Below are 15,495 nucleotides of genomic sequence, written 5' to 3'. Positions count from 1 at the left end.
GAGCTGATTCATGGCGTATCAATTTGACTTTGTGCCGGTGCTGGCCAATACCGACCTGCTGCTACGCGGCGCGCTGTTTACCCTTGAGCTGACGGCTATCGGCGCGATCCTCGGCGTGGCCCTGGGCACCGTCGGCGCTGTGGTGCGGGCATGGAAGATCCAGCCGTTTTCCTGGGTCTTCGGGGTGTATGTCGAGTTGATCCGCAACACGCCGTTTCTGGTGCAGTTGTTTTTCATCTTCTTCGGCCTGCCATCCCTGGGGCTGAAAATCACCGAGTGGCAAGCCGCCGTACTGGCGATGGTGATCAACCTGGGGGCGTACTCCACCGAGATCATTCGCGCCGGCATCCAGGCGGTCCCAAGCGGGCAGCTGGAAGCCGCAGCGGCATTGGCGATGACGCGTTTCGAGGCGTTTCGCCATGTGGTGCTGTTGCCGGCACTGGGCAAGGTGTGGCCGGCCCTGAGCAGCCAGATCATCATCGTGATGCTCGGCTCGGCGGTGTGCTCGCAGATCGCCACCGAAGAGCTGAGCTTTGCCGCCAACTTTATCCAGTCACGCAACTTCCGCGCGTTTGAAACCTACGCACTGACCACCCTGGTGTACCTGTGCATGGCGCTGATGATTCGCCAGTTGCTCAACTGGATCGGCCGTCGCTACGTGATGAGGAACAGCCGATGAGTGATTTCTCCTTCTGGGACATCGTGCGCAACCTCGCCACCGGCTTGCAATGGACCTTGCTGCTGTCGCTGGTGGCGTTTGTCGGTGGCGGCGTTATCGGTTTACTGGTGATGACGATGCGCATCAGCCGCAAAGCCTTCCCGCGCAATCTCGCGCGCACCTATATCGAACTGTTCCAGGGCACGCCGCTGTTGATGCAGCTGTTCCTGGTGTTTTTTGGCATCGCGCTGCTGGGTGTGGATATCTCGCCCTGGCTGGCGGCGGCGATTGCCTTGACCCTGTTTACCAGTGCTTACCTGGCCGAGATCTGGCGCGGCTGCGTCGAGTCGATTGCCCACGGGCAATGGGAAGCCTCGGCCAGCCTGGCGCTTAACCCGCTTGAACAACTGCGCTACGTGATCCTGCCGCAAGCCCTGCGCATTGCCGTGGCGCCCACCGTGGGCTTTTCGGTGCAGGTGGTCAAAGGCACCGCCGTGACCTCGATCATCGGTTTTACCGAACTGACCAAAACCGGCGGCATGCTCGCCAACGCTACCTTCGAGCCCTTTATGGTCTACGGCCTGGTGGCGCTCGGCTACTTCCTGCTCTGCTACCCCTTGTCCCTCAGTGCGCGCTACCTGGAAAGGAGACTGCATGCCTCTGCTTAGAATTTCCGCCCTGCATAAATATTACGGCGATCACCACGTACTCAAGGGCATCGACCTGACGGTTGAAGAAGGCCAGGTGGTGGCGATCATCGGCCGCAGTGGCTCGGGCAAGTCGACCTTGCTGCGTACCCTCAATGGCCTTGAATCGATCAACGACGGCGTAATTGAGGTCGACGGCGAATACCTCGACGCCGCCCGCGCCGACCTGCGCAGCCTGCGGCAGAAAGTCGGGATGGTGTTCCAGCAGTTCAACCTGTTCCCACACCTGACCGTGGGCGAGAACGTCATGCTCGCGCCACAAGTGGTGCAGAAAGTGCCCAAGGCCAAAGCCGCCCAGCTTGCCCGGCAGATGCTGGAGCGGGTGGGGCTGGGGGAAAAATTTGATGCCTTCCCTGATCGTCTGTCCGGCGGCCAGCAGCAACGGGTCGCCATAGCCCGTGCGCTGGCCATGTCGCCCAAGGTGCTGCTGTGCGATGAAATTACCTCGGCACTGGACCCGGAGCTGGTCAATGAAGTGCTCAGTGTGGTGCGCCAATTGGCCAAGGACGGCATGACCCTGATCATGGTGACCCACGAAATGCGCTTTGCCCGGGAAGTCGGGGACAAGCTGGTGTTCATGCACCAGGGCAAGGTGCATGAAGTGGGCGACCCCAAGACCTTGTTCGCCAACCCAAAGACGCCGGAGTTCGCCAATTTCATCGGCTCGGTGGAGCAGCCGGGCTGATCGATTAACCGCCGGGCAACCATTCAAAGTGCCCCTGACCTTCGAAGACGGTCTCGTGGCGCACTGAAAAGGCATCGGGCGGTAAATACGTGTCGATCTGCACTTGTGCTGAAAAACGTGTGCCGGTCAGCGGCAAACCACCGGCTTTGGCTATCAGCACGTGACCGGGCAGTAAGTGCCCGCTGGTAGCCGTTTCTGTGGGCTGTGACGTACTCAGTTCAACGGCGCGACCATCGACCTGGGCATGCTTGAGGGCCAGGGTGAAGCTGCCCTGTCGGCCGAATCGATAGCCTTGCGTCCCCGCCGGAACACCCGTAAAGCGCAAGGCGACAGCCCCTGGTTCGGCACATACGACACTCAGCTGCAGCGTTCGCCTGCCCAGGATGATGGGCTGGCTTGCGAGCGGCTCGCCCAACAACTCCGCGCGCCGGAGCACGCCGTGGTCGACCCTTGGCTGGCTGAGGGAAAGGCGGCAGTCATTCGCCGAAGCCTCCGGGGCCGCTATCGCGAGCATGAACAACAAGCTAACGCCCAGGCACAGTCGACGCAGGGTGTATTGCGCCGATTCATTGGGCACGACATATCGCCGAAGCCGTTTCATAGAGCTTGTCCTCTGGGGATTGCGACTCAAGGTTCAGATGCAGCAGGCACGCGCGGGCAGAGCCCGGCGGCGAAACGCTGAGGATTTGCCCGTCATCCATGTTGTTCAAAAAGATCAGGCCCTCACCCACCACATTGGTCAGGTAGGTGTTGTCCGGGCCAAACACGGCAGAGCCCTGGGGCAGAGGTGTACCTTGCTCATCGCGCACCTCAAGCAGTACCCGGCGAACATTCACCACTTGGAAATCCACGGTATTGAATGATCCGCGCCCGACGGCGAGGATTTTGGTGCCGTTCTTGAGATCGACCCGCTTGGGCAAGGACTGGGTCTGCACCTCCAGGTGGCTGGTGGTATAGGCCGGCAAGCCGGGAATCACCGCATGCCCACGGTAATCAGTCCACACCGGGCCTTGTGGGGTCGTAACCTTGGCCGCTGACACTTCCCCCACCGAAAGCACACCAAAGGTGTCCTGCACTGCGTAGGGGGAAAAGGTCAGGCCGCGCGCGTGAGCCACCACGGCACCCTGCAGTTGCCCGCTGTAGCTGGTGCTCGTGGGCGTGCGGTTCACGCCCAGGCCCACACGGGTGTAGCGCGGCATCACGTCAACATTCGCGCGAACCGCTTGCTGGCGCTCCTGCAGATCCCGCTCAACCCCCACTTCGTAGTTCACATACTCATTGACCCGCTCGGACAATGCCGTGCCCATATCGGCACGGCCATTGCGGCGACTGGCGTAGGACGTCAGGCGGCGATCTTCTCCAAAGGGCACCGTGACCTGCAGGCGCAAGGACAGCCCCTCTGGCGTGACCTCATCACGTGTTTCTCGCTCACGGCTTGCGGTCTTGCGCCGCCGCGAAGCGCCCACCTGCGAGTCGGCGATCAACGCTACATCCACCTGCCTGAACCCCTTGTTCCACGAGGCAAATACATGTTCGGCAAGCTGCCCATCAAACTGCGTACTGCGTGAGTAGCTGACTGAAAAAGCCCCCAAGGTCGGTTCTGCCCAGTTGAACCCTACCGTGTACTGATTCTGGAAACGGGTCTGCAGATCATTTTTTTTCAAACCCGGGCCTGCCTCGAGGACATCGCGATAACCTGGGCTTTGGGTCGTCGCACTCAGGCTCATCTCAACACCCGCCACCAACGGGCTGCCCAGGGATACGGCGCTGCGGCTGCCGTTCACACCCGCCTCACCATCGCGCGAGATGTTTTGCCGAGCACTGACGGTAACCCGCTGGAAAAACACACTGCTCATAGTGCCGCCGGCCGACTGGTACTCATCTGTACTCAATAAACCGAACCCCAGGGATGACTGCCGGCCAAGCCCCCAGGTGCCGCTGCCCATGACAACAGTCGGCGCCTCGCGGCCTTCGCTCAGCTGTTCACGTACCTTGCCAAGGGCGAAGTCAAAGCCTGGGGTTATGGCAATAGCCGCACCAAAGGAAGCCGCCGGCACCACGAAACTGCGGGTGCCGCCCCGCGTGCCGATAACGCTGACCTCCAGGTCACTGGTGCCATTGAGCAAAGGCAAGCCTGTCAGGCTGAACGGCCCCTCGGGCACTAACGTGGTATGGATCAGCGCACCGGACTGGCGCACCTCGACACGCGCCTGGCTGTGGGCCAAACCCTCCACCACCACACCATGATTGGCGCCGGCGCGGGAGACACCATCAGGAAACAGCTGTAACCCCGATAGCTGAATCCCACCGAACACCGGGCTTCGGGTAGAAATCTGGCCCACCTGGAAAGTTGACTGCAACGCCGCGATATCACGCTGGGCGTAGGCCTGCACATGCTCGCTGCTGCTTTTGCCGTTATCAGAAATATAGAACTGCCGGCTGCGGACCACCCAATTACCCAGGTTGAATCCCGCCTCGGTATAAGCCGAAACGAACCGGCTGGGGCCACTGCGCGACTGGGTCTGAAACCCGAGCACATCGTAGTTGAACAACGCCGCCGCACCGCCCTCGGAAAAACCTCCCACTTCCCATTCAGGCTCACGCAAGGACTGGGTAGGCACAACCAGCACCACTTCTTCGCTGCCCGGCTGCAACCTGACGATGGTCGCGGGGAACTCACCCACGAAATCGTGACAGGCCTGATCCGCCGAGATGCCCGATTGCACGATCGCCAAGGGCACTTTAAGGCCAGCTTTCTCCAGCAAACCCTGGGTAAAACACAGCTGCCCCTGATAATCGAAACGGGCCTCGACCAACCCCAGGGAATTCCCGTTGACCCGCAGCCCCACTATCTGCCTGCCCTCACGAAACCGCGCCGCACTGCGAAAGTAGTCGGAGACCTTCGGGTCGATGCCATAGCTGGCCAGGACAGCCAGGTCAAAGCCCTCTCCCAACTCGACTGCCAAAGCAAAACCGGGAGCACCCCACAAGGCTGCCAACCCCATGAAAAGCCCCGGGCGGCGAACCGTCAGTCCAGTCATCGAACGCTTAGCGCCCATGACCCAGAACATCTGCCTGGTAGTCATCGACAGCAAACCCGAAGGTCGTGGCCGGCTGCAGCACCACCGAGGACACCTCGGCCACAGGCCCTTGGGTATTGAGCGTCAACACCTCACCCGGCAGGATATAAGTGCGGGGCAGCAAGCCGGTTTGTTTCAGCGGATTAAGCTGCACTTCCAATCCCATGCGCACCACATAGGCACTGTCGTTATGCACGCTCAAGCGATCACCCTGGCGCTTCCACTTGAGCAGTTCCCAAGGTGCCTGGTGCCGGGGCAAACCTGCCGGGTGCAGGATCAGCGGCAAGTTTTGACGCAGGGTGATACCAATGGTCGCACCACCGGGCTCACGCGCCTGGGGAATCCCCTCGAAGGACACGCGCTTGAGGCGTTGAGTCTTGAGCGGCGACTTCAGGGTGCTGATAAAACGGACCAGTTGCGTTTCCCCTGGCTCCACGCGAGCAATGGGCGGGGTGACGATCAACAGGGTTTCAAGATCCTCGGGCACATTTTCTATGACGGAGTGCAGTAACGCAGGGGTTGGATCAGTGTTTTTTATATTGATCGTGGCTTCGCCATTCTCCTCATAAAGAATGACAACCGTTGTTTCAGGCAACATACCGTCGGCATGGGCTACGCCATACAGCAACAAAGCCATACAACACGATATGAAACCAATTATTCTTGAAAGACCGTTCACCGAGTTCTCCCTGGAACATTCACAAACAAATGAGTACGTGTAATTGCACAGCCACATGAAAACAGCCGATAACTAATAAGAGTCCCCCTGACTGACTCTGCCTCGCTATCGACTGTTGCTCAAACGTTTAGATGTAATCCAGAACCAGCGTCGCGTGACCATCCAACGCAATATTGCCGGTAAGGTTCAGATCACTTGCGCGATTGATCACCGCTTTGACGGCAATAACACCGGTTAGCTGAGAGATCGAAGCTGGCGCATTGACAGCGCCGTTACGCCAGGAATGCTGGTTAGGTGTCTGGGAAACCTTACCGTCGCTGGCTTGCCAGGCTGCGTCCTTGCTCGACCGTACAATCGGGTTGAGCGCCACACCATTGGACGTCAGGTTTCTGAGGGTGACCGAATAGCCGCCGGTGCGCCTGCCACCATACGTACCGAGACCATAGTTTTGGGCTTCGGTGTAGCCAGCGCCCAATATGCCAGTAACTTTACTGGAGGCCCGCAAGTCAGTGACAGACAAGAAAAACCTGGCAGGTGTAGTACCGCAATTGACGACCAGCGAAGTGGAACGCTCGGCAAGTGGGTTGAAATTCGTCTGGGACAATTGATTGGCTCGAATCGTGCCATAGTCGATAACCCCGCCGGCGCTAACGCTCATACTGCAAGCCGCCGGAATAATGGTGCCCTTGACGATCAGGTTGCCGGTCGGGTTGGTAGTTGCATAGGCGCCTACACTGGCAAACAGGCACGCAATCCCCACGGCCAAACCAAATACTTTTTTCATCTTTTACCCGTCATTAGAAGTTAACAGACGTTACTTATTAAAGGCTGAAAAGCTCCGCTTCTAAAACACGACATTCCCTGACATAAAACGCCATAAACAAATAACACCACGGCATCATTGCCGACGGGCAGTCTCGCTTGTAAGTGACCTAAAAAAGAATAGGAGAGCACGTCAACTGCTGTCCGAATACAACAAAAATATGACCACCCTTTTCAACTGCATCAGTAGTCATAACTAAAAAACCGAGCAGAACAAATACAAAACCCTTGTAAGGAAAGTCCCGAGAGTTTTTATAGGCATAAATTTAATACCTCGTACCTAGCCTTAAGTTTATTCGCTAGAGCAAAGGAGAATCGCCCTACATCTCCAACAGGCATTGCCTCCCGCACCGACAGGAAGATTCCTGAAGCACAACGCGTTGGCGCCAGCGGTCGATCGTGGCACGATGGTCGGGTTATCGACCGAGACCCCCAAACCATGCCGCAATCCCAAGCCAAGAATTTGTCCCTGATCGCCGCCATCGACCTGGGCTCCAACAGCTTTCACATGGTCGTGGCCAAGGCCCAGAACGGCGAAATCCGCATCCTTGAGCGGCTCGGCGAGAAAGTTCAACTGGCTGCCGGCATCGACGACCAGCGCCAGCTCAATGAAGAATCCATGCAGCGCGGCCTCGACTGCCTCAAGCGTTTTGCCCAACTGATCAACGGCATGCCATTGGGCGCCGTGCGAATTGTCGGCACCAACGCCCTGCGTGAGGCGCGCAACCGTGTCGAATTCATCCGCCGCGCCGAAGAAATCCTCGGGCACCCGGTAGAAGTTATCTCCGGCCGGGAAGAAGCGCGCCTTATCTACCTGGGCGTGTCCCACACCCTGGCCGACACGCCCGGCAAGCGCCTGGTGGCGGATATCGGCGGCGGCAGTACCGAGTTCATCATCGGGCAAAGATTCGAGCCATTGCTGCGCGAGAGCCTGCAAATGGGCTGCGTGAGCTTTACCCAGCGCTATTTCAAGGACGGCAAGATCACTCCGGCACGCTATGCCCAGGCCTACACGGCCGCGCGGCTGGAGATCATGAGCATCGAGCATGCGCTGCACCGCTTGACCTGGGATGAAGCCATCGGCTCGTCCGGCACCATCCGCGCCATCGGCCTGGCCCTCAAAGCCGGCGGCCATGGCACCGGTGAGGTCAACGCCGAAGGCCTGGCATGGCTCAAGCGCAAACTGTTCAAGCTGGGCGATGCCGAGAAAATCGACTTCGACGGCATCAAGCCCGACCGTCGTACCATCTTCCCGGCTGGCCTTGCGATTCTCGAAGCGATTTTCGACGCCCTCGAACTGCAACGTATGGACCACTGCGACGGCGCCCTGCGCGAAGGCGTGCTGTATGACCTGCTGGGCCGCCATCACCACGAAGACGTGCGTGAGCGCACCCTCACCTCGTTGATGGAGCGTTATCACGTCGACCTGGAACAAGCGGCCCGAGTGGAACGCAAAGCCCTGCACGCCTTTGACCAGGTGGCCGAGGACTGGGACCTGGAAGACGGCGTCTGGCGCGAACTGCTGGGCTGGGCCGCCAAGGTGCATGAAGTGGGCCTGGACATCGCCCACTACCATTACCACAAGCACGGCGCCTACCTGATCGAGCACTCGGACCTCGCCGGTTTCTCCCGCGAAGACCAACAGATGCTCGCCCTGCTGGTGCGTGGCCATCGCCGCAACATTCCCAAGGACAAATTTGCCGAGTTCGGCGACGAAGGCATCAAGCTGATCCGCCTGTGCGTGCTGCTGCGCTTTGCGATCCTGTTCCACCACATCCGTGGCACCCAGGAAATGCCCCAAGTCACCCTGCGCGCGCACGGTGACAGCCTCGACGTGGTGTTCCCCAAAGGCTGGCTGGATGAAAACCAGCTGACCCAGGCGGACTTTGCCCAGGAAGCGGAGTGGTTGACGCGGGTGGGGTTCAGCCTGAACTTGCGCTAAAGCGCGCTGCAAAACACAGGTGTGAGCGCGCTTGCTGTGGCGAGCAAGCTTGCTTGCGCTGGGGTGCGTAGCGCCCCCAAAAAGCCGGAGACTGCTGCGCAGTCAACGGGAGCAAGCTCCCTCGCCACAGCAAGCTCCCTCGCCACAGCAAGCCCGCTCCCACATTAGGTTTGTGCAGGCTTTTAGTTCACCGCAAGAATCGGGCTACCCAGCTTCTCCAGCAACGTCGCCTGCGCACTGCGCGGGTTCTGGTTGCCAGTTGGCGTATTGCGCACGTAGCGGCCGTCCGATTGCAGGCTCCAGCTGTGGGTGTTGTCGGTGAGGTAGCTTTCCAGCTCTTTCTTGACCCGCATGATCAGCTTCTTGCCTTCGACCGGGAAGCAGGTCTCCACACGCTTGTCGAGGTTGCGCTCCATCCAGTCGGCACTGGAGAGGAACATCTGTTCCTCGCCGCCATTGAGGAAGTAGAACACCCGCGTGTGCTCCAGGAAGCGGCCGATGATCGAGCGCACATGGATGTTATGTGACACACCCACAATGCCAGGGCGCAGGCAGCACATGCCACGCACCACCAGGTCGATGCGCACCCCGGACTGGCTGGCCTTGTACAGCGCGCGGATGATCTTCGGATCGGTCAGCGAGTTGAACTTGGCGATGATGTGCGCCGGCTTGCCGTCGAGGGCGAACTGGGTTTCGCGGGCAATCATGTCGAGCATGCCCTTCTTGAGCGTGAACGGCGCGTGCAGCAGCTTCTTCATGCGCAAGGTCTTGCCCATGCCGATCAACTGGCTGAACAACTTGCCGACGTCCTCACACAAAGCGTCGTCGGAGGTGAGCAGGCTGTAGTCGGTGTAGAGCTTGGCGTTGCCGGCGTGATAGTTACCGGTGCCCAAGTGGGCATAACGCACGATCTCACCAGCTTCGCGACGCAGGATCAGCATCATCTTGGCGTGGGTCTTGAAGCCGACCACGCCGTAGATCACCACCGCACCGGCCGCTTGCAGGCGGCTGGCCAGTTGCAGGTTGGACTCTTCGTCAAACCGCGCACGCAGCTCGATCACCGCCGTGACTTCCTTGCCGTTACGCGCAGCGTCTACCAGCGCATCGACGATTTCCGAGTTGGCGCCAGAGCGGTACAGGGTCTGGCGCACAGCCAACACATGCGGGTCCTTGGCGGCCTGGCGCAGCAGGTCGACCACTGGCGTGAACGACTCGAACGGGTGCAACAGCAGAATGTCCTGCTTGCTCACCACGCTGAAAATGTTCTCGCTGTTTTGCAGCAGTTTCGGGATCTGCGGCGTGAACGGCGTGTATTGCAGCTCCGGGTGGCTGTCCAGGCCGGTGATGCTGAACAGACGCGTCAGGTTCACCGGGCCATTGACCTGGTACAGCTCGGACTCGGCCAGGTTGAACTGCTTGAGCAGGTAGTCCGACAGGTGTTTGGGGCAGGTGTCAGCCACTTCCAGGCGCACCGCGTCGCCATAGCGCCGCGAGAACAGCTCGCCGCGCAGGGCGCGGGCCAAGTCTTCGACGTCTTCGGAGTCCAGCGCCAGGTCGGCGTTACGGGTCAGGCGGAACTGATAGCAGCCCTTGACCTTCATACCCTGGAACAGGTCATCGGCATGCGCGTGGATCATCGACGAGAGGAATACATAGTTATCGCCAGCGCCCCCTACTTCTTCCGGTACCTTGATGATCCGTGGCAACAGACGCGGCGCCGGGATGATCGCCAGGCCAGAATCGCGACCGAAGGCATCGATGCCTTCCAGCTCGACAATAAAGTTGAGGCTCTTGTTCACCAGCAACGGGAACGGGTGCGTCGGGTCGAGGCCGATCGGGGTGATAATCGGTGAAATCTCGTCACGGAAGTAGCGACGCACCCAGGTCTTGATCTTGGTGGTCCAGTGACGACGACGGATGAAGCGGACCTGATGTTTTTCCAGTTCCGGCAGCAGGATGTCGTTGAGGATCGCGTATTGGCGGTCCACATGGCCGTGCACCAGCTCGCTGATGCGCGCCAGGGCCTGATGCGGCTGCAGGCCGTCGGCACCGGCTTGTTCGCGGGCAAAGGTGATTTGCTTTTTGAGGCCGGCAACGCGGATTTCGAAGAACTCGTCCAGGTTGCTGGAGAAGATCAGCAGGAATTTAAGCCGCTCCAGCAGTGGGTAGGACTCATCCAGCGCCTGCTCCAGCACGCGGATGTTGAATTGCAGTTGTGACAGCTCACGATGGATGTACAGGCTGCTGTCATCCAGGTTGGTCACCGCTGCCACCGGGGCCGGCGCGGGCGCTTCAGCCACCACAGCAGGCGCAGCCGGCTCCAGCTCCGGTGGGGTTTCGGCGATTTGTTCAACCACCGGGTGAGCGTCTTTTACAGCAACTTCGGAGAGTCCTTCGGTATTCATCGAGTGTTCCTGTGAGGGCTATTGTTGCTCTCTAAGCAATTGGGCAGCGCGGGCGGCGAAGTAGGTCAGAATGCCATCAGCACCCGCACGTTTAAAGGCAGTCAGGGATTCGAGGATCACCCCTTCACTCAACCAACCATTCTGGATCGCGGCCATGTGCATGGCGTATTCACCGCTGACCTGATAGACAAAGGTCGGCACCTTGAATTCCTCTTTGACCCGATAAAGGATGTCCAGATACGGCATCCCGGGCTTGACCATCACCATGTCGGCGCCTTCGGCCAGGTCGGCCGCCACTTCGTGCAGCGCTTCATGGCTGTTGGCCGGGTCCATCTGGTACGAGGCCTTGTTGGCCTTGCCCAGGTTCAACGCCGAACCCACCGCATCGCGGAACGGGCCGTAATAGGCGCTGGCGTACTTGGCCGAGTAGGCCATGATGCGCACATTGACGTGGCCGGCCAGTTCCAGGGCTTCGCGGATCGCCTGGATGCGGCCGTCCATCATGTCCGACGGTGCCACCACCTGGGCGCCTGCTGCTGCATGGGACAAGGCCTGCTTGACCAGCGCATCAACGGTGATGTCGTTCTGAACATAGCCGTCTTCGTCGAGAATGCCATCCTGGCCGTGGGTGGTGAACGGGTCCAGCGCCACGTCGGTGATTACACCCAGTTCCGGGAAACGCTCACGCAAAGCCCGGGTGGCGCGCTGGGCGATGCCTTCCGGGTTCCAGGCTTCGGCGGCGTCGAGGGACTTGAGCTCGGCCGGTGTCACCGGGAACAGCGCCAATGCCGGAATCCCCAGTTCAACCCAACCGGCTGCCTCTTCAAGCAGCAAATCAATGGTCAAGCGCTCCACGCCCGGCATCGACGCCACAGCCTCCCGACGATTTTCGCCGTCCAGCACAAACACCGGCAGGATCAGATCATTCGGCGTCAGTACATTTTCACGTACAAGGCGGCGAGAAAAATCATCACGGCGATTGCGTCGCAGACGGGTGGCGGGGAACAGGCGATTGGCAGGGGTAAAGCTCACGACAGACTCCTGAGCCCGCGTTTACGGGCGAGCGTTGCAGTTATAAGCGGCCATTATGACGAAGGAATGACAGTTGTGCTTATCGATGCGACCTGTAGTCGCATTCGTCGTTTATGTAGGAATTGTTCACTTCGTGACACATCTCGATACTTTCATGAATGTTCACGAAGGCGTAGGCTGCGCGTTCATTTCGCCAGCACCCCAGACCATGCTTCAACAATTTCTGCATGACTTCGGCTACTTTGCGCTCTTCCTGGGCACCTTCTTTGAAGGCGAAACCATTTTGGTTCTCGCAGGCTTCCTGGCGTTCCGTGGCTACATGGATATCAACCTGGTGGTGGTCGTTGCCTTTTTTGGCAGCTATGCCGGCGACCAGCTGTGGTATTTCCTGGGGCGCAAACACGGGCGCAAGCTGCTGGCGCGCAAGCCGCGTTGGCAATTGATGGGTGACAAGGCCCTGGAACATATCCGCAAGCACCCGGATATCTGGGTGCTGAGCTTCCGCTTCGTTTATGGGTTGCGCACCGTGATGCCGGTGGCGATTGGCCTGTCGGGCTACCCGCCGGCCCGCTACTTGATCCTCAACGGCATCGGCGCCGCCATCTGGGCCGCGGCCTTGGGCGCGGCGGCCTACCACTTCGGTGCGGTGCTGGAAGGCATGCTCGGCAGCGTCAAGAAATACGAGCTGTGGGTGCTGGGCGCGTTGCTATTGTTGGGCTTTGGCCTGTGGCTGCGCCGGCGCTTCAAGAACGCGCGTATCGCCCGCGAAGCCTGTGCAGAGGCCAAGGCCCGGCTAGCTGCCGAGCAGGCCCCGGAGCAACCGCCTAAGACGCCAGTCGAGTAAGCCGGCTTCTGCAACAGTAGAGGCCGATCGCACTGAGCAAGCTGTAACTCACCAGGCCCAGCCAGCCCAGGCTGCTGGCCGGCCACAAGCCGACCAGCGGCGCCAGCCACACCAACGGCACATTCAGTCCCAGGCGCACCAGCTCGGCTTTCAGCGCCCACGGCCGATTCTCCAGGGCCACGCCCAAGGTGAACAGCCCCAGCGCCATCGCACTCCAGCCCAGCACCAGCGCCGCCGTGGGCAGCCCCTCGCCGAAATTCATCAGGTAACTGCCAAACCCTACATACGCTGCAAATTGCAGGGCGATATATACCTGCTGGCGCGCGTCCAGCGGCACCTCGAATTTACGGAACTGGCTCAAGTCGGGCTTGGCCATCGGGTACTTGGCTTTCACGTCCGCCGGGCGCCAGCCGGTGCGCATGAACCAGATACGCAGCTTGTCCCACCAGCTCTCAGTGCGCCGCGCATCACTCCACAACTGTGCATAAAACTGCAGGTTGGCCCATAGCGGGTTCCAACTGGCCAACGGCGTGGTTACGCCGAAGATCACCGGCTCGTTATCGTCCTCTTCCTGGAAGCTGCCGAACAGGCGGTCCCAAATAATGAACACCCCGCCGTAGTTGCGATCCATGTAGAGAGCGTTTTGCGCATGGTGGGCACGATGATTGGACGGCGTGACGAAAAACCACTCGAACCAGCCGAGCTTGGGCACGTGACGGGTGTGTACCCAGAATTGATACAGGAGATTGAGCGAGGCCACGCTGATAAACACCACCAGCGGCACGCCCACGACGGCCAGGGGCAAGTAGAAGATCCAGCTCAGCAGGAAGCCGGTACTGGTCTGGCGCAACGCGGTGGTGAGGTTGTAGTCCTCGCTCTGGTGATGCACCGAGTGCGCAGCCCAGAGGATGTTGCGCTCATGGCCGCAGCGGTGCAGCCAGTAGTAACAGAAGTCGTAAAACACAAAGGCGAACACCCAGGTCCACACGCTTTGGGCAGGCAGCTCAATCAGCGCCAGGTGCTTGAGGGCAAACGCGTAGGTCAGCAGGCCCACACCTTTGGTCAACAACCCGGTGGTGGTGGACAGCACACCAGTGCTGAGGCTGTTGATAGCGTCCGCCACCCGATAATTGCGTTCACCGCGCCAGCGATCGGCCAGCAGCTCGACCACGATCAAGGCAATAAAAAACGGTACCGCGTAAGGCACGAAGTCCATGGGCTAGTCCGATGTATTTTTGTTACATCAAGATTAGGTGTAGCCGCAGGAGATCCCATTGGCAACAGGTGACAAATTAGTAGACATTTAACGCCACAAAAACAGGAGAGATGCCCATGAGCAAAAAGATTGCAGTGATCCTTTCCGGCTGCGGCGTGTACGACGGCGCAGAGATTCATGAAAGTGTGATCACGCTGCTGCGCCTGGATCAGCGCGGCGCTCAGGTCCAATGTTTTGCGCCAGACATTGCGCAGCTGCACGTGATCAACCACCTTACCGGTGAAGAGATGCCCGAGTCGCGCAATGTGCTGGTGGAGTCGGCGCGCATCGCTCGAGGTGAGGTGAAAGACATTCGTGAAGCCAACGCCGACGAGTTCGACGCACTGATCGTGCCTGGCGGGTTTGGCGCAGCGAAGAATCTCTCGAACTTTGCCGTGGAGGGCGCCGGTTGCAGCGTCAACCCGCAAGTGCTGGAGCTGGCCGAAGCCTTTGCCGAAGCCGGCAAGCCTGTGGGACTGATCTGCATCTCGCCAGCCCTGGCCGCAAAAATCTACGGCCCCGGCGTGACCTGCACCATCGGCAACTGCCCCGACACGGCGGCGGCCCTGGACAAGATGGGCGCCACTCATCAGGAGTGCGCTGTCGAGGATATCGTCGAGGACAAGGCCCGCAAGCTGGTGACCACGCCGGCCTACATGCTCGGCAAGCGCATCAGCGAGGTGGCGTCAGGCATCAACAAGTTGGTGGATCGCGTGCTGGAACTGACCCACGAGAATGATTAACCCGCGATAAATGGGGTGGCGAGCAGGCTTGCCCTGCGCTGGGTGGCGAAGCCGCCCCAATTCAGGCAGCGCGGTGTGTCAGGCTGTGCGAGGTTGTGGGGTCTGGGGCTGCTGCGCAGCCCAACGCAGGGCAAGCCTGCTCGCCACAACAAGCCCAACTGCTACAACAAACCCACTCACTGCAAGGTCAGGCCTGGCGCATTAATCGGGTGAGGATACGGTCCAGCGCATTGGCAAACGCCTGCTTGTCCTTTTCCCCATGGGGCGGTGGGCCGCCGCCCATCTGGCCCTGCTCACGCAGGTCGGTGAACAGGTTGCGCACCGCCAGCCGTTCACTCATGTTCGCCGGGCTGAACTCCTTGCCGCGGGGGTCGAGGGCTGTGACGCCCTTCTTCACCAGGCGGTCGGCCAACGGCACGTCGCTGCAGATCACCAACTCACCGGGCACGGCGTGCTCCACCAGATAGTCATCCGCCGCGTCCGGGCCGCTGGGCACCACGATCAGCTTCACACAGGCAAAGCTCGGCTTGATCTGGCTCTGACCCGCCACCAGCACCACTTCGAACTGGCGCTTGAGCGCGAACTTCACCACTTGGTCCTTGGCTGCTCGCGGGCAGGCGTCTGCATCGATCCACACCCGCAT

14 protein-coding genes are annotated in these 15,495 nt (G+C 60.0%); 6 read left to right on the top strand and 8 right to left on the bottom strand.

Features of this window, described 5'->3' with window-relative positions; all coding sequences use genetic code 11:
- Positions 1 to 10 precede the first annotated feature (10 nt).
- From GIW48_RS22475 to GIW48_RS22465, 3 genes are read left to right on the top strand one after another with little or no spacing between them, the layout of a single operon-like run.
- The gene (locus tag GIW48_RS22475) at positions 11 to 679 is read left to right on the top strand and encodes an amino acid ABC transporter permease (protein WP_017135250.1); all 669 of its coding nucleotides are present in this window, start codon (positions 11 to 13) and stop codon (positions 677 to 679) included.
- Positions 676 to 1,326, top strand: a complete 651-nt coding sequence (locus GIW48_RS22470) for an amino acid ABC transporter permease (RefSeq protein ID WP_017135249.1) — start codon at positions 676 to 678, stop codon at positions 1,324 to 1,326. The genes GIW48_RS22475 and GIW48_RS22470 overlap by 4 nt, the downstream gene beginning before the upstream one ends.
- Positions 1,313 to 2,050: an amino acid ABC transporter ATP-binding protein gene (locus GIW48_RS22465; protein ID WP_017135248.1), complete on the top strand. Its 738-nt coding sequence runs from the start codon at positions 1,313 to 1,315 to the stop codon at positions 2,048 to 2,050. The genes GIW48_RS22470 and GIW48_RS22465 overlap by 14 nt, the downstream gene beginning before the upstream one ends.
- 4 nt (positions 2,051 to 2,054) lie before the next feature.
- Here GIW48_RS22465 and GIW48_RS22460 read toward each other — a convergent pair whose 3' ends face one another.
- The 4 genes from GIW48_RS22460 to GIW48_RS22445 form a co-directional block, all read right to left on the bottom strand.
- Complete coding sequence (locus GIW48_RS22460) at positions 2,055 to 2,651, bottom strand: hypothetical protein (RefSeq protein ID WP_017135247.1); 597 nt, start codon at positions 2,649 to 2,651, stop codon at positions 2,055 to 2,057.
- On the bottom strand, positions 2,617 to 5,055 hold the full coding sequence (locus tag GIW48_RS22455; protein ID WP_138450133.1) for a fimbria/pilus outer membrane usher protein: 2,439 nt from the start codon (positions 5,053 to 5,055) through the stop codon (positions 2,617 to 2,619). Before GIW48_RS22455 ends, GIW48_RS22460 begins: the two co-directional genes overlap by 35 nt.
- Positions 5,056 to 5,098: 43 nt before the next feature.
- Entirely contained in the window at positions 5,099 to 5,767 is a 669-nt protein-coding gene (locus GIW48_RS22450) for a fimbria/pilus chaperone family protein (protein ID WP_017135245.1), read from the bottom strand.
- Positions 5,768 to 5,936: 169 nt separating this feature from the next.
- Positions 5,937 to 6,593: a DUF1120 domain-containing protein gene (locus GIW48_RS22445; protein WP_017135244.1), complete on the bottom strand. Its 657-nt coding sequence runs from the start codon at positions 6,591 to 6,593 to the stop codon at positions 5,937 to 5,939.
- 477 nt (positions 6,594 to 7,070) lie between these two features.
- Here GIW48_RS22445 and ppx point away from each other — a divergent pair, with 477 nt between their 5' ends.
- Positions 7,071 to 8,573: an exopolyphosphatase gene (gene ppx, locus GIW48_RS22440; protein ID WP_056860774.1), complete on the top strand. Its 1,503-nt coding sequence runs from the start codon at positions 7,071 to 7,073 to the stop codon at positions 8,571 to 8,573.
- Positions 8,574 to 8,755: 182 nt separating this feature from the next.
- Here the strand turns inward: ppx and ppk1 are convergent, their stop codons facing one another.
- Together ppk1 and hemB are read right to left on the bottom strand one after the other, a co-directional pair.
- A complete protein-coding gene (gene ppk1, locus GIW48_RS22435) occupies positions 8,756 to 10,978 on the bottom strand; it encodes a polyphosphate kinase 1 (protein WP_017135242.1) in 2,223 nt (740 codons plus the stop codon).
- An 18-nt stretch (positions 10,979 to 10,996) separates the two neighbouring features.
- Complete coding sequence (gene hemB, locus GIW48_RS22430) at positions 10,997 to 12,010, bottom strand: porphobilinogen synthase (protein WP_099550285.1); 1,014 nt, start codon at positions 12,008 to 12,010, stop codon at positions 10,997 to 10,999.
- A gap of 208 nt (positions 12,011 to 12,218) precedes the next feature.
- On the opposite strand from hemB, the gene GIW48_RS22425 reads away from it, so the two are divergent.
- Positions 12,219 to 12,854, top strand: coding sequence for a DedA family protein (locus GIW48_RS22425; RefSeq protein ID WP_026013544.1), 636 nt, complete (start codon positions 12,219 to 12,221; stop codon positions 12,852 to 12,854).
- Here GIW48_RS22425 and GIW48_RS22420 read toward each other — a convergent pair.
- Complete coding sequence (locus GIW48_RS22420) at positions 12,835 to 14,070, bottom strand: sterol desaturase family protein (protein ID WP_017135240.1); 1,236 nt, start codon at positions 14,068 to 14,070, stop codon at positions 12,835 to 12,837. The genes GIW48_RS22425 and GIW48_RS22420 overlap by 20 nt on opposite strands.
- 116 nt (positions 14,071 to 14,186) lie before the next feature.
- On the opposite strand from GIW48_RS22420, the gene elbB reads away from it, so the two are divergent.
- A complete protein-coding gene (gene elbB / locus GIW48_RS22415; protein ID WP_017135239.1) occupies positions 14,187 to 14,852 on the top strand; it encodes an isoprenoid biosynthesis glyoxalase ElbB in 666 nt (221 codons plus the stop codon).
- A gap of 187 nt (positions 14,853 to 15,039) precedes the next feature.
- Here elbB and GIW48_RS22410 read toward each other — a convergent pair whose 3' ends face one another.
- Complete coding sequence (locus tag GIW48_RS22410; RefSeq protein ID WP_017135238.1) at positions 15,040 to 15,495, bottom strand: YaiI/YqxD family protein; 456 nt, start codon at positions 15,493 to 15,495, stop codon at positions 15,040 to 15,042.

The organism is Pseudomonas sp. PA-6-3C (assembly GCF_021605825.1).
Classification (GTDB): Bacteria; Pseudomonadota; Gammaproteobacteria; order Pseudomonadales; family Pseudomonadaceae; genus Aquipseudomonas; species Aquipseudomonas edaphica.
The sequence above is the reverse complement of the archived record's forward strand: the minus strand, read 5'-3'. Positions and strand labels throughout refer to the sequence as shown.